At 61.6% G+C, this 20,084-nt stretch carries 17 protein-coding genes; 10 read left to right on the forward strand and 7 right to left on the reverse strand.

From position 1 onward, the window contains the following. Positions 1 to 250: 250 nt before the first annotated feature. The 6 genes from NWV16_RS02920 to NWV16_RS02945 form a co-directional block, all read right to left on the reverse strand. Positions 251 to 622 (reverse strand): DUF971 domain-containing protein, encoded by a 372-nt coding sequence (locus tag NWV16_RS02920; RefSeq protein WP_260521895.1) that lies wholly within the window; start codon positions 620 to 622, stop codon positions 251 to 253. Between the two features lie 143 nt (positions 623 to 765). Next, entirely contained in the window at positions 766 to 2,103 is a 1,338-nt protein-coding gene (gene hslU, locus NWV16_RS02925) for an ATP-dependent protease ATPase subunit HslU (protein ID WP_260521896.1), read from the reverse strand. Positions 2,104 to 2,152: 49 nt separating this feature from the next. Continuing rightward, a complete protein-coding gene (gene hslV, locus NWV16_RS02930; protein WP_085683990.1) occupies positions 2,153 to 2,689 on the reverse strand; it encodes an ATP-dependent protease subunit HslV in 537 nt (178 codons plus the stop codon). A 153-nt stretch (positions 2,690 to 2,842) separates the two neighbouring features. Further along, entirely contained in the window at positions 2,843 to 3,559 is a 717-nt protein-coding gene (locus tag NWV16_RS02935; protein WP_065259459.1) for an SPOR domain-containing protein, read from the reverse strand. 1 nt (position 3,560) lies between these two features. After that, a complete protein-coding gene (argS, locus tag NWV16_RS02940) occupies positions 3,561 to 5,297 on the reverse strand; it encodes an arginine--tRNA ligase (RefSeq protein WP_260521897.1) in 1,737 nt (578 codons plus the stop codon). Positions 5,298 to 5,508: 211 nt separating this feature from the next. After that, complete coding sequence (locus NWV16_RS02945; protein WP_260521898.1) at positions 5,509 to 7,728, reverse strand: primosomal protein N'; 2,220 nt, start codon at positions 7,726 to 7,728, stop codon at positions 5,509 to 5,511. Positions 7,729 to 8,029: 301 nt separating this feature from the next. Here NWV16_RS02945 and rpmE point away from each other — a divergent pair, with 301 nt between their 5' ends. From rpmE to NWV16_RS02960, 3 genes are all read left to right on the forward strand, one after another. Further along, positions 8,030 to 8,248 (forward strand): 50S ribosomal protein L31, encoded by a 219-nt coding sequence (rpmE, locus tag NWV16_RS02950; RefSeq protein WP_260521899.1) that lies wholly within the window; start codon positions 8,030 to 8,032, stop codon positions 8,246 to 8,248. Between the two features lie 41 nt (positions 8,249 to 8,289). Beyond that, positions 8,290 to 9,072 (forward strand): thermonuclease family protein, encoded by a 783-nt coding sequence (locus tag NWV16_RS02955; RefSeq protein ID WP_260521900.1) that lies wholly within the window; start codon positions 8,290 to 8,292, stop codon positions 9,070 to 9,072. A 183-nt stretch (positions 9,073 to 9,255) separates the two neighbouring features. Continuing rightward, the gene (locus tag NWV16_RS02960; protein ID WP_260521901.1) at positions 9,256 to 10,524 is read left to right on the forward strand and encodes a malic enzyme-like NAD(P)-binding protein; all 1,269 of its coding nucleotides are present in this window, start codon (positions 9,256 to 9,258) and stop codon (positions 10,522 to 10,524) included. Positions 10,525 to 10,789: 265 nt separating this feature from the next. On the opposite strand, the gene NWV16_RS02965 is transcribed toward NWV16_RS02960, so the two are convergent. After that, positions 10,790 to 13,234, reverse strand: coding sequence for a penicillin-binding protein 1A (locus tag NWV16_RS02965; RefSeq protein WP_409519370.1), 2,445 nt, complete (start codon positions 13,232 to 13,234; stop codon positions 10,790 to 10,792). 219 nt (positions 13,235 to 13,453) lie between these two features. Between NWV16_RS02965 and NWV16_RS02970 the strand changes: the two genes are divergently transcribed. From NWV16_RS02970 to aroB, 7 genes are all read left to right on the forward strand, one after another. Next, complete coding sequence (locus NWV16_RS02970; RefSeq protein ID WP_260521903.1) at positions 13,454 to 14,518, forward strand: pilus assembly protein PilM; 1,065 nt, start codon at positions 13,454 to 13,456, stop codon at positions 14,516 to 14,518. Further along, positions 14,518 to 15,084 (forward strand): PilN domain-containing protein, encoded by a 567-nt coding sequence (locus NWV16_RS02975; protein ID WP_260521904.1) that lies wholly within the window; start codon positions 14,518 to 14,520, stop codon positions 15,082 to 15,084. The genes NWV16_RS02970 and NWV16_RS02975 overlap by 1 nt, the downstream gene beginning before the upstream one ends. Beyond that, complete coding sequence (pilO, locus tag NWV16_RS02980) at positions 15,081 to 15,704, forward strand: type 4a pilus biogenesis protein PilO (RefSeq protein ID WP_260521905.1); 624 nt, start codon at positions 15,081 to 15,083, stop codon at positions 15,702 to 15,704. Before NWV16_RS02975 ends, pilO begins: the two co-directional genes overlap by 4 nt. Continuing rightward, positions 15,701 to 16,225: a pilus assembly protein PilP gene (locus NWV16_RS02985; protein ID WP_260521906.1), complete on the forward strand. Its 525-nt coding sequence runs from the start codon at positions 15,701 to 15,703 to the stop codon at positions 16,223 to 16,225. The genes pilO and NWV16_RS02985 overlap by 4 nt, the downstream gene beginning before the upstream one ends. 13 nt (positions 16,226 to 16,238) lie before the next feature. Beyond that, positions 16,239 to 18,317 (forward strand): type IV pilus secretin PilQ, encoded by a 2,079-nt coding sequence (gene pilQ / locus NWV16_RS02990; RefSeq protein ID WP_260521907.1) that lies wholly within the window; start codon positions 16,239 to 16,241, stop codon positions 18,315 to 18,317. A gap of 4 nt (positions 18,318 to 18,321) precedes the next feature. Next, positions 18,322 to 18,840 carry a shikimate kinase AroK gene (gene aroK, locus NWV16_RS02995; protein ID WP_011332081.1) on the forward strand — a complete coding sequence of 173 codons (519 nt, stop codon included), beginning with the start codon at positions 18,322 to 18,324 and terminating at the stop codon, positions 18,838 to 18,840. A 141-nt stretch (positions 18,841 to 18,981) separates the two neighbouring features. Continuing rightward, positions 18,982 to 20,082 carry a 3-dehydroquinate synthase gene (aroB, locus tag NWV16_RS03000; RefSeq protein WP_260521908.1) on the forward strand — a complete coding sequence of 367 codons (1,101 nt, stop codon included), beginning with the start codon at positions 18,982 to 18,984 and terminating at the stop codon, positions 20,080 to 20,082. Positions 20,083 to 20,084 lie beyond the last annotated feature (2 nt).

Genomic DNA, 20,084 nt, shown 5'->3' on the forward strand with positions numbered 1-20,084 from the left:
CTCCATTGTCCTGAGACGAGTACCCGGTTTTCTGCTGTGCAGTTCCACAGCCAATGCCAGGTACTACTGCTCGGGTGACCGTTGATTCTGCATAGCTGCTTTACAGTCGTAGAGCACTGCAGGGAACTTGCCAGTTCCATTGGTTACCCGAGATTGATTTTTTTCGCAAGCAGCCGATCCCGGGCCGCTTTAGCGGAGCATTCAAACAGATGAATCTAGAAAATGCCCTCTAAACAGTCCGAGGTGCGGACTAGAGCATCAGCTTGACGACGGACTGGTCCGGGTCGCGGGTTTTGCCGGCAGCTTTGAGCTCGGCCAGATAATCCGCCCAGAGTGCGTCATAACGTCGCCCCAGTTCGTAGAGGTAATCCCAGGTGAACAGGCCGCTGTCGTGACCGTCGTCGAAGGTCAGTTTCAGGGCGTACTGACCGGCCGGTTCGACCTTGGTCAGGCCGACATGCAGCTTGCCGGATTGCAGGATCGGTTTGCCGTGGCCCTGGACCTCGGCGGAGGGGGAATGCACGCGCAGGAATTCGGCGGGCAGGGTGTATTCCTCGCCGGACGCGTATTTGAGCGACAGGGTTTTCGAGGCTTTGTGCAGTTTGATGTCGGTGGGGAGCATGAGCAGGTATCCGTCTAGTGCGGAACCTTGTGGGAGCGAGCCTGCTCGCGAAAGCGGTGGTTCAGTCAACACAATGGTTGAGTGTACCGCCATCTTCGCGAGCAGGCTCGCTCCCACAGTTCCGCTATATCTGTAAGAGTTGCTTACAGGATATAACGGGACAGATCTTCGTTCTGCGCCAATTCACCCAGGTGGCTGTTGACGTACTCGGCGTCGATCAGGATCGCCTTGTCGTCATGGGCGCTGGCCAGGTCGCCGGCACTGAACGACACCTCTTCCAGCAGACGCTCGAGCAGCGTGTGCAGGCGGCGGGCACCGATGTTCTCGGTCTTCTCGTTGACCTGCCAGGCGATTTCCGCCAGGCGCTTGATGCCTTCAGGCTGGAACTGGATGTTCAGGCCTTCGGTCTTCAGCAGCGCGCAGTATTGCTCGGTGAGCGAAGCGTGCGGTTCGCTGAGGATGCGTTCGAAATCTTCCGGGCTCAGGGCCTTGAGTTCGACGCGGATCGGCAGACGGCCTTGCAGCTCCGGCACCAGATCGCTCGGCTTGCTCAGGTGGAACGCACCGGAGGCGATGAACAGGATATGGTCGGTCTTGACCATGCCCAGCTTGGTGTTGACGGTGCAGCCTTCGATCAGCGGCAGCAGGTCGCGTTGCACACCTTCGCGGGACACATCGGCGCCACCGACATTGCCGCGCTTGGCGACCTTGTCGATTTCATCGATGAACACGATGCCGTGCTGCTCGACCGCTTCCAAGGCCTTGGCCTTCAACTCTTCTTCGTTGACCAGGCGACCGGCCTCTTCATCGCGCACCAGTTTCAGCGCTTCCTTGACCTTCAGCTTGCGGGACTTCTTCTTGCCCTTGCCCATGTTGGCGAACAGGGACTGCAACTGGTTGGTCATCTCTTCCATGCCCGGAGGCGTGGCGATCTCGATGCCGGACATTTCCGCCACTTCGATCTCGATTTCCTTGTCGTCCAGCTGACCTTCGCGCAGGCGCTTGCGGAACAGCTGGCGGGTGTTGGAATCCTGGGTCGGCGCGTCGTCGGTGCCCAAGCCCATGCGTGCCGGTGGCAGCAGGGCGTCGAGGATGCGATCCTCGGCGGCGTCTTCGGCGCGGTGGCGCACGCGGGTCATTTCCTGCTCGCGCAGCATCTTGATCGCGGCATCGGCCAGATCCCGGATAATCGATTCGACGTCGCGGCCAACGTAGCCGACTTCGGTGAACTTGGTCGCTTCGACCTTGATGAACGGTGCGTTGGCCAGCTTGGCCAGGCGACGGGCGATCTCGGTTTTACCGACACCGGTCGGGCCGATCATCAGAATGTTCTTCGGGGTCACTTCAACGCGCAGCTCTTCAGGCAGCTGCATGCGGCGCCAGCGGTTGCGCAAGGCAATCGCGACAGCGCGCTTGGCATCGTCCTGGCCGATGATGTGGCGGTTGAGTTCGTGGACGATTTCGCGGGGAGTCATGGACATAATAATTGACGGTCCTCAAGCAGAAACAAGCCGTGGCACAGGGGCCGCGTCAGGCTTGGTCAGCGAGATCCTGCTCCTCAATGGTCTGGGTGTGGTTGGTGAATACGCAGATGTCGCCGGCGATGCCAAGAGCGGTCTCGACGATTTCGCGGGCCGACAGGTCGGTCTTCTTCAGCAGGGCGCTGGCGGCGGCTTGCGCGTAGGCGCCGCCGGAACCCATGGCGATCAGGCCATCTTCGGGTTCGACCACGTCACCGTTGCCGGTGATGATCAGCGAGGCGTCCTTGTTGGCGACCGCGAGCATCGCTTCGAGGCGGCTCAGGGAGCGGTCGGTGCGCCATTCCTTGGCGAGTTCGACGGCGGCACGGATCAGGTGGCCCTGATGTTTCTCAAGCTGGCCTTCGAAACGTTCGAACAGGGTAAAGGCGTCGGCGGTGGCACCGGCGAAACCGGCAATGACCTGGCCGTGGTACAGGCGACGAACTTTCTTCGCGTTGCCTTTCATCACGGTGTTGCCGAGAGAAACCTGGCCGTCGCCGCCCATGACGACTTTGCCGTGGCGGCGGACTGAAACGATGGTGGTCAAGGGAAGAGTCTCCACACTGCGGGGCGAAAATGCCTTATGCCCCTTCATATGGGGGTGGTGGAGAGGATTTCAACTGCGGGGCGGGAGAGGGGACGAGCGGTGGTTTGTACATGATCGCTCCCGCGCGGAGCGTGGGAGCGATCAGTGTGGGGGTTAGCGGCTCTGGCGTTGTTGTAACAGCAGGTTGCTGAAGCCCGCGCCCGCCAGTTGCTTCTGGGCGGTCGTCAGCTGTTCGCGGTTGCTGAACGGACCGACCAGTACGCGGTACCAGGTTTCTTCCTTCACCGTCCCGGACTCGACCGCCACTGCCTGACCGAGCAGGATGATCTGCGCGCGAACCTTGTCGGCATCGGCCTCTTTGCGGAACGAGCCGGCCTGCAGGAAGAACTTGGTCACCGGTGCAGCCTTGGTCACCGGCGGTGCTGGCGGCGGGGTGATCCCGGCCAGTGCGGCCTGGGCGCGTGCGGTGTCGATCTTCGCCGCTTCCGCCGGGGTCACCGGTGTGGTCGGAATCGCCGGCACCTGTGGCGTCGGCAGGGTTTTCTCCGGAACGGCGTCAGGCGGCACGATCACTTCCGATTCCGGCAGCAGGGTGTAGAAGTCGTACTTCGGCTTCACCGGTTGCGTCGGGCTCGGCGGGGTCTTGTTGGCCTCGGCGATCTTGGTGGCTTTCTGTTGTTGCTGTTGCTCGACCTTCTCGCGCTTGACCGTGTCGCTGCCCTTGCCCGGCTCCAGTTTCATCAGGAACACGATGAACGCACCGACCGTCAGGCCGATGGCCATCCACAGCCAGCCCGGGATCGGTTGCTTCGCAGGAGCTTGGTAACGGCTGGCGCCACGCTTGGGTGCAGGTTTTTTCTTGGCAGCCAACTTACATACGCTCCAGGGTTTCCAGGCCGAGCAGTTCCAGGCCTTGCTTGAGGGTACGGCCGGTCAGCGCGGCAAGGCGCAGGCGGCTCTGCATTTGTGCCGGGGTGTCCGCGGCGAGGATCGGGCAGTTCTCGTAGAAGCTGGAGAACAGGCCGGCGACGTCGTACAGGTAGGTGCACAGGGTGTGCGGCGTGCCCTTTTCCGCGACGTTGTTCAGCACTTCGCCGAACTGCGCCAGTTTGGCCGCCAGTTCCTGCTCGTGCGCCGCTTCAAGAACGATCTGACCGTCGACTTCGCTGAAATCCTTGCCCAGCTTGCGGAACACGCCGGCCACACGGGTGTAGGCATACAGCAGGTACGGCGCGGTGTTGCCTTCGAAGTTGAGCATCAGGTCGAAGTTGAAGCTGTAGTCGCTGGTGCGATGCTTCGACAGGTCGGCGTACTTCACGGCGCCGATGCCCACGACTTTGGCGATGTTGCGCAGTTCGTCTTCGGCCAGTTCGGGATTCTTGTCTTTCACCAGGGTGTAAGCACGTTCCTGCGCTTCGGTCAGCAGATCGATCAGCTTCACGGTGCCGCCGTCACGGGTCTTGAACGGACGGCCGTCGGCACCGTTCATGGTGCCGAAGCCCATGTGCTCCATTTCCATCGGATGGGTCACGAAACCGGCCTTGCGCGCCACGGCGAACACTTGCTGGAAGTGCAGGGCCTGACGCTGGTCGACGAAGTACAGCGCACGGTCGGCCTTGAGTTTGCCGCTGCGGTAGCGCACGGCGGCCAGGTCGGTGGTGGCGTACAGGTAGCCGCCGTCGGCCTTGACGATGATCACCGGCAGCGGCTCGCCTTCGGCGTTCTTGAATTCGTCGAGGAATACGCACTGCGCGCCGTTGCTTTCAACCAGCATGCCGGCGGCCTTGAGGTCGTTGACCACGTTGATCAGGTCGTCGTTGTAGGCGCTTTCGCCCATCACGTCGGCCATGGTCAGTTTGACGTTCAGCAGTTCGTAGATCTTCTGGCAGTGCGACAGCGAGATGTCCTTGAACCGGGTCCACAGGGCCAAGCATTCGGCATCGCCGGCCTGCAACTTGACCACCAGGCCACGGGCGCGGTCGGCGAATTCCGGGGATTCGTCGAAACGCTGCTTGGCGGCGCGGTAGAAGTTTTCCAGGTCCGACAGCTCGTCGCTGGTGATCGGATTTTCCTGCAGATACGCCATCAGCATGCCGAACTGGGTGCCCCAGTCGCCGACGTGGTTCTGACGGATCACGGTGTCGCCGAGGAATTCGAGTACCCGGGCCACGCCGTCGCCGATGATGGTCGAGCGCAAGTGGCCGACGTGCATCTCTTTGGCCAGGTTCGGTGCCGACAGGTCGACCACGGTGCGTTGCGCCGGGCCGGCCTTGCGCACACCGACGTGAGCGTCCGCCAGGGCCGCGTCGAGGCGCGAGGCCAGTGCCTGGGTGTTCTGGAAGAAGTTGATGAAGCCGGGACCGGCGATTTCGGCCTTGCTGACGTTCTCGTCGGCCGGCAGGGCGGCGATGATTTTTTCCGCCAGGTCACGTGGCTTCATGCCTGCAGGCTTGGCCAGCATCATCGCGATATTACTGGCGAAGTCGCCGTGGGTCTTGTCCCGGGCATTTTCCACCTGGATCGCCGGCGTCAGGCCTTCAGGCAACACACCTTCGTTGACGAGTTGGGTGAGGGCTTGTTGGATCAGCTGGCGAATGGTGTCTTTCATGGTCTTCTCTTTCGACCGCAAGCGCGGCGGCGCATCGATGCGCGGGTGGAAAAACTGGGCATTATCCGTTGCGAAGACGGGCTTGCCAACCTTAGCAGGCAGGATGTGGATGTGTGGTGACAATTCGTCAGCCATCGCTGGCAAGCCGGTTCCCACAAGAACAACACAATTCCCCTGTGGGCGCTGGCTTGCCAGCGAAGCCATCGATCAATCAATACAAATCGACGGGGTCGACATCCAAAGACCAGCGCACCGCCCGCCCGCTCGGCATCTGCTCCAGCGTCAGCAGCCAGCTCGCCAGCAACCGGTGCAGCGGTGCCCGGGCCGTGGCCTGCAAGAGTAATTGAGCGCGGAAGCGTCCGGCCCGGCGTTCCATCGGTGCCGGCACCGGTCCCAGCAGCTCGATGCCGCTCAGGTTCTGTTCGGCCAGCAAGCGCTCGGCTTCGCTGCACGCCTCGTCGAGAAAACCTTCGGCCTGCCCCGGTTTGTGCGCTTCGGCGCGCAACAGTGCCAGATGAGCGAACGGCGGCAGGCCAGCGGCGCGGCGCTCGCTGAGGGCCTGTTCGGCGAAGGCGAAATAACCCTGCTCGGTCAATTGCACCAATAAAGGATGGTCGGCCAGATGGGTCTGGATGATCACCTTGCCCGGTTCCTCAGCCCGCCCGGCGCGCCCGGCAACTTGCACGATCAATTGCGCCATGCGTTCGCTGGCACGGAAGTCGCCGGAGAACAGGCCGCCGTCGGCATCGAGGATCGACACCAGCGTCACCCGGGGAAAGTGGTGACCCTTGGCCAGCATCTGGGTGCCGACCAGAATGCACGGCTGGCCTTTCTGGATCGTGGCGAACAACTGGTTCATCGCGTCCTTGCGCGAGGTGCTGTCGCGGTCGACGCGCAGCACCGGGTAATCCGGGAACAGAATCGCCAGCCTCTCCTCGGCCCGTTCGGTACCGGCGCCTACTGGCCGCAGGTCGACCTTGTTGCATTTCGGGCACTGGCGCGGCACGCGCTCGACGTAACCGCAATGGTGGCAGCGCAATTCGCCATAACGCTGATGCACGGTCATCCGTGCATCGCAGCGCTGGCACTCGGACATCCAGCCGCAATCGTGGCACAGCAGTGTCGGAGCAAAGCCGCGGCGGTTGAGGAACACCAGCACCTGCTGGCCGGCGGCGAGGGTCTGGCCGATGGCTTGTTGCATCGGTCCGGAAATGCCGCTGTCCAGCGGGCGACTTTTTACATCCAGGCGCAGGAATCGTGGTGGTTTGGCGCCGCCGGCCCGTTCGTTCATTCGCAGCAGTCCGTAACGACCGGTGTAAGCGTTGTGCAGGCTTTCCAGCGATGGCGTTGCGGAGCCGAGGACAATCGGGATGTCTTCCTGTCGCGCCCGCACCAGCGCCAGATCCCGGGCGTGATAGCGCAAGCCCTCCTGCTGTTTGTAGGAGCTGTCGTGCTCTTCGTCGATGATGATCAGCCCCGGATTTTTCATCGGGGTGAACAGCGCCGAACGGGTGCCGATAATAATGTCGGCCTCGCCGTCACGGGCAGCGAGCCAGGCATCCAGACGGTCGCGGTCGTTGACTGCCGAGTGCAGCAGGGCGATGCGGGCGTTGAAGCGTTGTTCGAAACGGACCAGGGTTTGCGGGCCGAGGTTGATCTCCGGGATCAGCACCAGCGCCTGCTTGCCGGCCTCGAGGGTTTCGCGGATCAGCTGCAAATAGACTTCGGTCTTGCCGCTGCCGGTGACACCCGCCAGCAGGAACGCGTGATAACTGTCGAAACCGGCGCGAATCGCTTCATAGGCGGCGCGCTGTTCGCCGTTGAGCGGCAGCTCCGGCTGGGCCAGCCAGTGCTCGTGACGCACGCCGGGGGCGTGGCGGCGCACTTCGACCTGCACCAGATCCTTGGCCAGCAACAGGTCGAGGCTGTCCTTGCTCAGCATCAGTTTGCTCAGTAACTGATGGGCGACGCCGTGAGGATGCTGGGCCAGCGTTGCCAGGGCCTCACGCTGACGTGGTGCGCGGGTGATACGTGGGTCATCGAGGCTGGCGCCGGGAGCGACGGACCAGAAGCGTTCCTGGCGCGCTTCGGCCAGTTCGCCCTGACGCAGCAGCACGGGTAGCGCCCAGCTCAGGGTGTCGCCGAGGCTGTGCTGATAATACTGGGCGGTCCACAGGCACAGCTTGAACAGGGCCGGTGGCAGGGGCGCGGTGGTGTCGAGCAGGGCCAGCGCCGGCTTGAGTTTGTCCGCCGGGACTTCGCTGGTGTCGCTGACTTCCACCAGAATCCCGATCATCTCCCGACGACCGAACGGTACCCGCAGGCGCATGCCCGGCTGCAACTGCGAACGCCGGACACCGGCCGGGGCCCGGTAATCGAACAGGCGGCGCAGGGGCGAAGGCAGGGCGAGGCGCAGAATGGCGTCGGGCACGCGGAGGATTCTCTGTGAGCGGGCAGTATGAAAGGCTGAGCGCGAACCCTGTGGGAGCGGGCTTGCCCGCGAAAGCGTCCTGACAGTCGATGAAGATGCCGACTTTATGCGCCTCTTCGCGGGCAAGCCCGCTCCCACAGGTTTGCGTGCGGATGATCAGCATTTGGGGCGCGAGCCTAGCAGACGGTCGGTCTCAGTGACAGCTTGCGTGATTGGCATTGTCTGGTAGAATCCGCGGCCTAATTACGTGCGGTATTCAACAATCGTGTTGGATGGCGGCACGCCAGCTGAGGAAAACACCATGAAAGCCGATATCCACCCGAATTACCCAGAAGTTGCAGTAACTTGCAGCTGCGGCAACAAGTTCGAAACCCGTTCGACCTTCGGCAAAGCCCTGGCGATCGACGTTTGCAGCGAGTGCCACCCGTTCTACACCGGTAAGCAGAAGACTCTGGACACCGGTGGTCGCGTTCAGAAGTTCGCCGACCGTTTCGGTGCTTTCGGCGCGAAAAAGGCCTGAGGCCCTTCATTCTGGAAAACCTCAGCGGCTTTTCCGGACTGATGAAAAAGGCGTCCCTTGCGGGCGCCTTTTTTGTGTCCGCGATTTGGCTGTCCGCTGCCCAGGCCTTTTGTCCGGCGCCTTCGGGCGTGTCCGGCGTTGTGGTGCAACGGGTCGTCGATGGTGACACGGTGCGCCTGAGTGATGGCCGCAGCGTACGCCTGATCGGTCTCAACACACCTGAATTGGGCAAGCAGGGCCGCAGCGACGAACCGTTTGCCGTGGCGGCGCGCAAACGCCTGGAAGCCCTGGTGGCTGGCAGTGGCGGACGGGTGGGTTTGCGCCTTGGTGCGCAAGAAAAAGACCATTACGGGCGTACGCTCGCCCATCTCTACAGCGTCAGCGGCGCCAGTCTCGAGGCACAAATGCTCGCCGATGGCCTGGGTTTCCACGTCGCGGTGGCACCGAATGTCGATCTTGTCGATTGTCAGCAAGCCGCCGAACGTAGTGCTCGGCAGGCCGGGCTCGGTCTTTGGAGACGCTCACCTGTACTGAAAGCGGAGCAGATCGAGCGCTCGGGTTTCGCCATCGTCAGCGGGCGTGTGAGCAAGGTTCAGCGCAATCGTGGCGGAATCTGGATCGAGTTGCAGGACAAGCTTGTACTGCGTGTTGCACCCAATCTGCTGGAGCGCTTCGATGGCAACGCCCTGCAAGCGCTGAAGGGCAGGCAGATCGAGGCCCGGGGCTGGGTAGTCGATCGTTCACGAAGGGGCGGACTGAAAGCGGGTCAGGCCCGTTGGCTGTTGCCGCTGACCGATCCTTCCATGTTGCAGACATCTCGCTGAAGAAAAATTGTAGACATTTTTTCTGTCGATTGTGAACAGTCGAGCCCTTGTGCGCCGTGGCTCTTGGCCCAAAGTCGTAGGGCAGGGCGCTTGACAGGGGTGACCGGGCAGTCTTGTGGGGACTTTGCGAGGCGCGTATCCTCGCTGACCAGTCTGTCCAACAGTAAAAAGCGGAATGCCAAAATGTCTGATCTGAAAACTGCCGCTCTCGAATATCATGCCAATCCTCGTCCAGGAAAGCTGAGTGTCGAGCTCACCAAGGCCACTGCTACCGCCCGCGACCTGTCGCTGGCCTACAGCCCCGGCGTAGCTGAACCAGTGCGCGAGATCGCCCGCGATCCTGAGCTGGCCTACAAGTACACCGGCAAGGGCAACCTGGTTGCAGTCATTTCCGATGGCACCGCGATTCTCGGTCTGGGTAACCTCGGCCCACTGGCCTCCAAGCCTGTGATGGAAGGTAAAGGTGTACTGTTCAAGCGCTTCGCCGGTATCGACGTGTTCGACATCGAAGTCGACTCCGAAAGCCCGCAAGCCTTCATCGACACCGTAAAGCGCATTTCCATCACCTTCGGTGGCATCAACCTGGAAGACATCAAGGCTCCGGAGTGCTTCGAGATCGAACGCGCCCTGATCGAGCAGTGCGACATTCCGGTATTCCACGATGACCAGCACGGCACCGCGATCGTGACCGCTGCCGGCATGATCAACGCCCTGGAAATCGCCGGCAAAACCCTGGCGGACGCGAAGATTGTCTGCCTGGGCGCCGGCGCTGCCGCCATCTCCTGCATGAAGCTGCTGGTGAGCATGGGCGCCAAGGTCGAAAACATCTACATGATCGACCGTACCGGCGTGATCCACGCTGGCCGTGACGACCTGAACCAGTACAAGGCTGTGTTCGCTCACGCTACCGAGAAGCGCACCCTGGACGACGCCATCGAAGGCGCTGACGTATTCGTCGGCCTGTCCGGCCCGAACCTGCTGAGCGCCGAGCAGCTGAAGCGCATGGCGGCCAACCCGATCGTCTTCGCCTGCTCCAACCCGGATCCGGAAATCTCCCCGGAACTGGCTCACGCCACCCGTAACGACGTGATCATGGCCACCGGCCGTTCGGACTACCCGAACCAGGTCAACAACGTGCTGGGCTTCCCGTTCATCTTCCGTGGTGCCCTGGACGTTCGCGCCAAGCGCATCAACGAAGAAATGAAGATCGCTGCCGCCAACGCCCTGAAGGATCTGGCCAAGCTGCCGGTGCCAAAGGAAGTCTGCGCCGCCTACGGCGTCGACGCGCTGGAGTTCGGCCGTGAGTACATCATTCCGAAGCCGATGGACGCACGCCTGATCACCGTCGTCTCCGACGCCGTGGCCAAGGCCGCCATCGAGACCGGTGTGGCGACCCTGCCGTATCCGAAGCACTACCCGCTGAAAAGCGTGGATGACGTGTTCAACGGCTAAGTCGTTGTAACGCTTCAAGCGAAAGCCCTGGCTCGTGAGAGTCGGGGCTTTTTTGTGCCTGAGGGTTTTGTATTGGGTACGCAGGCCTCATCGCTGGCAAGCCAGCTCCCACAAAAAATGAAGTGAGGCGCACACTGTGGACATTCAACAAAACCTGTGGGAGCTGGCTTGCCAGCGATGGGGCCGGTTCCATCCACTGTAACTCCCTCAAGCAATAAAAAGCCCCGCACTTCTCACGAAGGCGGGGCTTTTTAGCGGATCCGGATCAGAACAAATCGATCGGCGCCTGTTCATCCGCCGGCAGCGGGCTGCCCGGCACGGCGCCGTTGCCGATCTCGTTGACCGACGGCGGCGTGTCTTCGGCCTTGAACAGTTCGAAGTAGGCGCCCGGTGTGCTCGGCGAAGCTGCGCGGCCGCTGACCGGGTCTACCCGCAGGCTGAGGATGCCTTCCGGCTCCGGCTGGACATGCGGTGGCTTGTCCTTGAGTGCCGCGCTCATGTAGTTCATCCAGATCGGCAGTGCCACGGTGCCGCCGAACTCCCGTCGACCAAGGCTTTCCGGCTGGTCGAAACCGGTCCACACAGTGGTCACGTAATCGGCGTTGTAACCGGAGAACCACGCATCCTTGGATTCGTTGGTAGTCCCGGTTTTGCCCGCGATGTCGCTGCGGCCCATGGCCAGTGCGCGACGACCGGTGCCGAGCTTGATCACGTCCTGCAGCATGCTGTTGAGGATGTACGTGGTACGACCATCGACAATGCGCTCGGCGACTGCCGGTGCTTGCGGCACAGCGGCGCTGCCCGGTGCTTCACCCGGAACCGGTGCTGCGTCGACGGTGATCGATGGGGTCGCCGGTGCCGCGATGCCGTCGGTGGCCTCGCCGCCCTGCGGCACGGTCGGCGGGTTGGCGACGAACAGCGTGTCGCCATTGCGGCTTTCGATCTTGTCGATGATGTACGGGGTGATCTTGTAGCCACCGTTGGCGAAGGTGCTCCAGCCGGTAGCGATTTCCATCGGCGTCAGGGTTGCGGTGCCCAGTGCCAGCGAAAGGTTTGGCGGCAGGTCCTGCTTGTTGAAACCGAAACGGGTGATGTAGTCGATGGTCTTGCCTACGCCCATGGCTTGCAGCAGGCGGATCGAAACCAGGTTGCGCGACTTGTAAAGGGCCTCGCGCAGGCGGATCGGGCCGAGGAAGGTGTTGGTGTCGTTCTTCGGACGCCAGACCTTGTCCAGATACTCGTCGACGAACACGATCGGTGCGTCATTGACCAGGCTGGCAGCTGTGTAGCCGTTATCCAGTGCGGCGCTGTAGACAAAGGGCTTGAAGCTCGAACCCGGCTGGCGCTTGGCCTGCAATGCCCGGTTGTAATTGCTCTGCTCGAACGCAAAGCCGCCAACCAGCGAGCGGATTGCTCCGTTCTGCGGGTCCAGCGATACCAGTGCACCTTGCGCCTGCGGAATCTGGCTGAATTTCAGCGAATTGTTCGGCTGACGCTGCACGCGCACCAGATCACCGACCTGCGCCACATCCGAAGGCTGACGCGGCGCGGCGCCCATGCTGTTGGTATTGAGGAACGGACGCGCCCATTTCATGGTGTCCCAGGCCACATGCTCTTCACCGGTACGGGTCAGCACCTGCAGGCCGTTCTTGTCGACCTGGGTGACGATGGCCGGTTCGAGGCTGCTGATGGTGCGTTGTTTGGTCAATTCGACGGCCCAGGCTTCACGGGTCTTGCCCGGCAGGCGCGATTCGGGACCACGGTAGCCGTGACGCTGGTCGTAAGTCATCAGGCCTTCGTGCAGCGCGGTATTGGCCATTTCCTGCAGGTTGCTCGGCACCGTGGTGGTGACGCGGAAACCCTCGGTATAGGCGTCGCTGCCGTAGCGGCCGACCATTTCGGCGCGGGCCATCTCGGCGATGTACGGCGCGTTCACTTCCGGGGTCGGTACGTGATAGCTGGCGTTCAGCGGTTCGTTGATGGCGGCGGTGTAGTCGGCCTCGGTGATCTTGCCGAGTTTGTACATGCGCCCGAGGATCCAGTCGCGACGCTCCTTGCTGCGGGCGGGGTTGGCCAGCGGGTTGAAGCGCGACGGGGCTTTCGGCAGGCCGGCGATCATCGCCATCTGCGCCAGGCTGACCTCGCGGATCGACTTGCCGTAATACACCTGCGCCGCCGCCTCGATGCCGTAGGCGCGGTTGCCCAGATAGATCTTGTTCACGTACAGCTCGAGGATCTCGTCCTTGGTCAGCTGTCGCTCGATCTGCAGGGCCAGGAGGATCTCAGTCGCCTTGCGCGAGAAGCTGCGTTCGCTGGTCAGGAAGAAGTTCTTCGCCACCTGCATGGTGATGGTGCTGCCGCCGGACTGAATGTGCCCGCTTTTGACCAGCTGGGTCGCGGCACGCATCAGGCTGCTCGGATCGACGCCGTAGTGGTTGGCGAAATTGTCGTCTTCAGCACTTAGTAACGCATTAATGAAATTGGGGGGAATGTCGGCGAAACGGATCGGTGTGCGGCGCATTTCGCCAAATTCTGCGATCAACTTGTTGTCGCTGCTGTACACCCGGAGCGGAATCTGCAACTGAATGCTTCTCAGCGCCTCCACAGATGGCAAACCCGGACTAAGGTAAAGAAACGCGCCGCTGAGAACTAAAAGCAGTCCGCAGAAAACGGCGACGATGGACCAACCGAAGAATTTCAGCAGACGAATCAAGGCTTTTGGACATCCAGGGCAAAGAATGAATTTGGCGCCAGGGTTCCGGGAACACACAGAACGGCCCGCGCTGGCGGTACAAAGCGGAAAAAATCGCTGGGCATTATAAGCACTTTTCCGCTGGGGGCGTCATTTGCGCTTCTGTCAAGACGGGGCGAGGGAACGCAATGCGCATTACAGAGTCCGTAACTCACGGAAAGTCATAGGGAATTGGTAGTGCTAGGACTCTTCAATAAAAAGACCAATACGTTGCTGGGGATCGATATCAGCTCCACTTCGGTGAAGTTGCTGGAGCTCAGTCGCCAGGGGGAGCGCTACCGGGTCGAGGCGTACGCGGTGGAGCCTTTGCCGGCCAATGCCGTGGTCGAGAAGAACATCGCCGAACTCGAAGGCGTCGGGCATGCCCTGTCCCGGGTCCTGGTCAAGGCGCGCACCGGGCTGAAATCCGTGGCAGTGGCGGTGGCCGGCTCTGCAGTGATCACCAAGGTCATCGAGATGGATGCCGGCCTGTCCGAGGATGAGCTGGAAAACCAGCTCAAGATCGAGGCCGACCAGTACATTCCCTATCCGCTGGACGAAGTGGCCATCGATTTCGAAGTCCAGGGCGTTTCGCCGCGCAACCCCGAGCGGGTCAATGTGCTGCTGGCCGCCTGTCGCAAGGAAAACGTCGAAGTCCGGGAGGCGGCACTGGCGCTGGCCGGTCTGACAGCGCGGGTGGTGGACGTCGAGGCCTATGCCCTGGAACGTTCGTTCGGTCTGCTGGCCACGCAACTGGCCGCCACGCAGGAGCGCCTCACCGTCGCGGTGGTCGACATCGGCGCCACCATGACCACCCTCAGCGTCCTGCATAACGGGCGGATCATCTATACCCGCGAACAACTGTTCGGCGGTCGCCAGCTGACCGAGGAGATCCAGCGTCGCTATGGCCTGACCCTCGAGCAGGCCGGGCTGGCCAAGAAGCAGGGCGGCCTGCCGGACGATTACGTCAGCGAAGTCCTGCAGCCGTTTCGCGAGGCGCTGGTGCAGCAGGTTTCGCGTTCCCTGCAATTCTTCTTCGCTTCCGGTCAGTACAACGCGGTCGATCACATCATGCTGGCCGGCGGTACGGCCTCGGTGCCAGGTCTGGACCGCTTGATCGAAGAACGCCTGGGCACGCCGACCCAGGTTGCCAATCCGTTTTCCGACATGGCCCTGAGCAGCAAGGTCAACGCCGGAGCACTGGCCAGTGACGCGCCGGCCCTGATGATTGCCTGCGGGCTTGCGCTCAGGAGTTTCGACTGATGGCGCGGATCAACCTTCTCCCCTGGCGTGAGGAACGCCGCGAAGAACGGCGCAAACGCTTTCTGCTGGCCCTGACCGGGGTGGTGGTCGGCTCGATCGGTGCGCTCTTCATTGCTGCGCAGGTGCTCAGTATGGCCATCGAGCATCAACAGGCTCGTAACGACTACCTCGGCAAACAGATCGCCGTGATCGATGAGCGGATCAAGCAGATCAGCGAACTGAAGGCGCGTCGTCAGCAACTGGTGGAGCGCATGCGCATCATCCAGGACTTGCAGGGTAACCGGCAGGTCAGCGGGCGGATCTTCGATCAACTGGCGCGTACCCTGCCTGACGGTGTGTATTTCACCAGCGTCAAAATGGTCGGCAAGACCCTGTCGATCAGTGGCGCGGCGGAATCGAACAATCGGGTATCGGACCTGATGCGCAACCTTGAAGCGTCCGACTGGTTCGATGCGCCGACCCTGAATGAAGTCAAGGCGACCACGGCAGGGCAGCTGGATCAGGCCAACGTTTTCCAGTTGACTGTTCACCAGACCCGGCCGAAGAACCTGGAGGACGAGCCATGAAACCGTCCGAATGGCTGGCCAGCCTGCGCAATATCGATTTCAACGATCTGGACACCAGCAACATCGGCTCGTGGCCGCCGGCAGTGAAAGGCCTTGCCGGGGCGCTGCTGATGATTCTGGTTCTGGCGCTGGGCTACAACTTCTTTATCAGTGACATGGAAAGCGGGCTTGAAACCAAACGTACGGAAGAAGCCACGCTCAAGGAACAATTCGCCAGCAAGGCGCGCATGGCGGCCAACCTGGAGCTTTACACGCAGCAGATGAGCGAGATGGAGAATTCGTTCGGTGTGCTGCTGCGGCAATTGCCCAGCGATACCGAAGTGCCCGGGTTGCTGGAGGACATCACCCGCACCGGACTGGGCAGCGGTCTTGAATTCGAAGAGATCAAACTGTTGCCCGAAGTGACGCAGCAGTTCTACATCGAGCTGCCGATCCAGATCACCGTTACCGGCGCCTATCATGACCTCGCCACCTTCGTCAGCGGTGTGGCCGGTCTGCCGCGGATCGTGACCCTGCATGATTTCGAACTGGCCCCGGCCAACCCTGAGGGCGGGACGAAGCTGCGCATGAGCATCCTCGCCAAGACTTACCGCTACAACGACAAGGGGCTGCAGAAATGAGCCCGATCCGATTCCTTCTGTTGTCGACATTGACCCTGGGGTTGTGCGGTTGCGGCGACCGTGACTTCAGCGATCTCGATGCCTACATGAATGAGGTGCGCCTGCGACCGCCAGGCAGGATCGAACCGACACCGACCTTTCGTTCCTACCCGACGTTCACCTACAGCGCAGCCAATCTGCGCAGCCCGTTCTCGCGTCAGGTTCGGGTCGATCTGGCCGGGCAGCAGCACGGTTCACGTAACGTCAAACCCGATCCGAACCGGGTCAGGCAATACCTCGAAGGTTTCAACATCGAGCAGTTCGAGATGGTCGGCACGATTGCCAATGCCTCCGGCTTCTATGCGCTGTTGCGCGGTGCCGGCGGGGTGCATCGGCTGAAAGTCGGCGATTACCTGGGGCGCAACGAGGGGCGCATCGTCGCCATCAGCGCCTCCCAGGTCGATGTGATCGAGATCGTTCCGGACGGCGAAGGCGCCTGGCTGGAGCGGCCGCGCACCATTCCTTTGAAAGAGCACTCATAGTGGAAGTCGAACAATGAACAGGATTTTCTCCACCCTCGGTTTTTCGCTATGGATAGCGCTGCTGTCACCGATGGTTGAAGCGGCCAACCTGAAGATGCTGGACGTGGCGGCGTTGCCGGGGGATCGCGTCGAGTTGAAGCTGTCGTTCGACGGCCCGCCGCCGCAACCCAAGGGTTACACCACCGACTCGCCGGCGCGGATCGCCCTTGATCTGCCGGGAGTGGCCAGCCAGCTTGCGAACAAGACCCGCGACCTTGGCAGTGGCAATGCGCGCTCCGCCACGGTGGTCGAAGCCAACGACCGTACCCGATTGATCATCAATCTGACGCAGCTGGCACCTTATGACACCCGGGTCGAGGGCAACACGCTGTTCGTGGTGGTCGGACAAGGCACCAGGCCCGCTGCGCCGCGACCTGCCGCGAAGACGCCGCGTGCCACGCCGGTCGCGGCGCCGGCGCGGGCTTATGCGCCAGTCGCCAGGGCCATCCGTGGTGTGGACTTCCAGCGCGGCACTGCAGGCGAGGGCAACGTCGTCATCGACCTGTCCGACCCTGCCATCGCTCCGGACATTCAGGAACATGACGGCAAGATCATTCTCAACTTTGCCCGTACCCAGTTGCCGGAACCGTTGCGGGTGCGTCTCGACGTCAAGGATTTCGCCACCCCGGTGCAGTTCGTCAACGCCGCCGTCAGCGGTGATCGGGCGATCATTACCGTCGAGCCCGGCGGCACGTTCGACTATTCAACCTACCAGACCGACAACAAGCTGACCGTGAGTATCCGGCCACTGACCATCGACGATCTGCAGAAACGCAACGCCGACCGCAACAACTACAGTGGTGAGAAACTGTCCCTCAACTTTCAGGACATCGATGTGCGCTCGGTGCTGCAGTTGATTGCGGACTTCACCAACCTCAACCTGGTGGCCAGCGACACGGTGCAGGGCGGTATCACCTTGCGCCTGCAAAACGTGCCATGGGATCAGGCGCTGGATCTGGTGCTCAAGACCAAAGGACTGGACAAGCGCAAGGTAGGCAATGTGTTGCTGGTGGCGCCGGCAGATGAAATTGCCGCTCGCGAACGGCAGGAGCTGGAGTCGCAGAAGCAGATCGCCGAGCTGGCGCCACTGCGTCGTGAACTGCTGCAGGTGAACTACGCCAAGGCGGCGGACATTGCCAAGCTGTTCCAGTCGGTCACCAGCGCCGAGGCCAAGGTCGACGAGCGTGGCTCGATCACCGTCGATGAGCGCACCAACAACATCATCGCCTATCAGACCCAGGATCGCCTGGACGAGCTGCGGCGGATCGTGGCGCAGCTGGATATTCCGGTGCGCCAGGTGATGATCGAGGCGCGAATCGTCGAGGCCAACGTCGATTACGACAAGAGCCTGGGCGTGCGCTGGGGCGGTTCGATCCAGAACAAGGGCAACTGGAACACTTCCGGGGTGAGCAATGGTTCGTCGACCACCATCGGTACGCCGGGCAGCACCAGTACCAACTCGCCGTTCGTCGACATGGGCACGGTCAACAACACCTCCGGGATCGGCATCGCCTTCATCACCGACAACGTCTTGCTGGATCTCGAGCTGACGGCGATGGAGAAGACCGGCAACGGCGAAATCGTCTCGCAGCCCAAGGTGGTCACCTCCGACAAGGAGACAGCGAAGATCCTCAAGGGCACCGAGATCCCGTATCAGGAGGCCAGCTCCAGTGGTGCCACGTCGGTGTCCTTCAAGGAGGCCTCGCTGTCGCTGGAAGTCACGCCGCAGATCACCCCGGACAACCGCATCATCATGGAGGTGAAAGTCACCAAAGACGAACCGGATTACCTGAACAAGGTGCAGGATGTGCCGCCGATCAAGAAAAACGAGGTCAATGCCAAGGTGCTGGTGAACGACGGCGAGACCATCGTGATTGGCGGGGTTTTCTCAAATACTCAAAGCAAGGTCGTAGATAAGGTGCCATTTCTTGGCGATGTGCCGTATCTTGGCCGCCTTTTCCGGCGTGATGTGGTTTCGGAGAAAAAATCCGAGCTGCTGGTATTCCTCACTCCGCGTATCATGAATAACCAGGCGATTGCTGTGAGTCGTTGATTCTGTGCGAAATTTGATTCTTGTAGGACCGATGGGCGCTGGGAAAAGCACCATCGGCCGATTACTGGCCAAAGAGCTGCGCCTGCCGTTCAAGGATTCCGACAAGGAAATTGAACTGCGTACGGGCGCCAATATTCCGTGGATCTTCGACAAGGAAGGCGAGCCCGGTTTTCGTGATCGAGAACAGGCGATGATCGCCGAGCTGTGCGCGTTCGACGGCGTTGTGCTGGCAACCGGCGGTGGCGCGGTGATGCGCGATGCCAACCGCAAGGCGCTGCACGAAGGCGGGCGGGTGGTATACCTGCACGCCTCCGTCGAGCAGCAGGTCGGTCGCACCTCCCGTGATCGCAACCGTCCGCTGTTGCGCACGGCCAATCCCGAAAAAACCCTGCGCGACCTGCTGGCGATCCGTGATCCGCTTTATCGGGAAATCGCCGATCTGGTGGTGGAAACCGACGAGCGGCCACCGCGCATGGTGGTGCTCGACATTCTTGACCGCCTGGCACAGCTTCCGCCCCGTTAAAGCCTCGCCGGAAATGCGCTATCCTCGGCGTCCTGTCGAGGGTTGTGGCGCATCGCACGCAAGCGGCGTCACACCCTCAAGACCGGGGACATCCGATAATTCAAGGCAGGACGCCTGCTTCCATCTTCACTGTGGGGACACATGCAGACACTCAAGGTCGATCTAGGCGAGCGCAGCTACCCGATTCATATTGGCGAAGGTCTGTTGGATCAGCCTGAACTGCTGGCTCCGCACATCCACGGGCGGCAAGTGGCAATCATCTCCAACGAGACCGTTGCGCCGCTCTATCTCGAGCGTCTGACTCGCAGCCTGGCGCAGTATTCGGTGATTTCCGTGGTACTGCCTGACGGCGAAGTCTTCAAGAACTGGGAAACCCTGCAATTGATCTTCGACGGTCTGCTGACCGCCCGTCATGATCGTCGCACCACAGTGATCGCTCTGGGGGGCGGTGTGATCGGCGACATGGCCGGGTTTGCGGCCGCCTGCTACCAGCGCGGTGTCGATTTCATCCAGATTCCTACCACGCTGTTGTCACAGGTCGATTCGTCGGTGGGCGGCAAGACCGGGATCAACCACCCGCTGGGCAAGAACATGGTCGGCGCCTTCTACCAGCCGAACGTGGTGCTGATCGATACGGCCTCCCTGAAGACCCTGCCAGAGCGAGAACTGTCGGCGGGCCTGGCCGAGGTCATCAAGTACGGTCTGATCTGCGACGAACCGTTCCTGAGCTGGCTCGAAGACAATATCGACGCCCTGCGTGCGCTGAACCAGAAAGCCCTGACTTATGCCATCGAGCGCTCCTGCGCCGCCAAGGCTGCGGTGGTCGGTGCCGATGAAAAGGAAACCGGCGTGCGCGCCACGCTCAATCTCGGCCACACCTTCGGCCACGCCATCGAGACCCACATGGGCTATGGTGTCTGGTTGCACGGCGAAGCGGTCGCTGCTGGCACCGTAATGGCGCTGGACATGTCCGCGCGCCTCGGCTGGATCAGCGAGCAGGAGCGTGATCGTGGCATCCGTCTGTTTCAGCGGGCCGGCCTGCCGGTCATTCCGCCGGAAGAAATGACCGAAGCCGATTTTCTCGAACACATGGCAATTGATAAAAAAGTGATCGACGGTCGTTTGCGCCTGGTGCTGCTGCGCCGGATGGGCGAAGCGGTGGTGACCGACGATTATCCGAAAGAGGTTCTACAGGCCACGCTGGGAGCGGACTACCGCGCTCTGGCTCAGCTTAAAGGTTAATA

The organism is Pseudomonas sp. BW7P1 (assembly GCF_024981055.1).
In the GTDB taxonomy this organism is placed as follows: Bacteria; Pseudomonadota; Gammaproteobacteria; order Pseudomonadales; family Pseudomonadaceae; genus Aquipseudomonas; species Aquipseudomonas bananamidigenes.

Coding starts and splice junctions, on each gene's coding strand:
- pilQ (WP_260521907.1), top strand. CDS start 16,239: ATGAACAGGATTTTCTCCACCCTCGGTTTTTCGCTATGGATAGCGCTG.
- NWV16_RS02920 (WP_260521895.1), bottom strand. CDS start 622: ATGCTCCCCACCGACATCAAACTGCACAAAGCCTCGAAAACCCTGTCG.
- NWV16_RS02960 (WP_260521901.1), top strand. CDS start 9,256: ATGTCTGATCTGAAAACTGCCGCTCTCGAATATCATGCCAATCCTCGT.
- argS (WP_260521897.1), bottom strand. CDS start 5,297: ATGAAAGACACCATTCGCCAGCTGATCCAACAAGCCCTCACCCAACTC.
- aroB (WP_260521908.1), top strand. CDS start 18,982: ATGCAGACACTCAAGGTCGATCTAGGCGAGCGCAGCTACCCGATTCAT.
- hslU (WP_260521896.1), bottom strand. CDS start 2,103: ATGTCCATGACTCCCCGCGAAATCGTCCACGAACTCAACCGCCACATC.
- pilO (WP_260521905.1), top strand. CDS start 15,081: ATGAAACCGTCCGAATGGCTGGCCAGCCTGCGCAATATCGATTTCAAC.
- NWV16_RS02975 (WP_260521904.1), top strand. CDS start 14,518: ATGGCGCGGATCAACCTTCTCCCCTGGCGTGAGGAACGCCGCGAAGAA.
- rpmE (WP_260521899.1), top strand. CDS start 8,030: ATGAAAGCCGATATCCACCCGAATTACCCAGAAGTTGCAGTAACTTGC.
- NWV16_RS02985 (WP_260521906.1), top strand. CDS start 15,701: ATGAGCCCGATCCGATTCCTTCTGTTGTCGACATTGACCCTGGGGTTG.
- NWV16_RS02955 (WP_260521900.1), top strand. CDS start 8,290: ATGAAAAAGGCGTCCCTTGCGGGCGCCTTTTTTGTGTCCGCGATTTGG.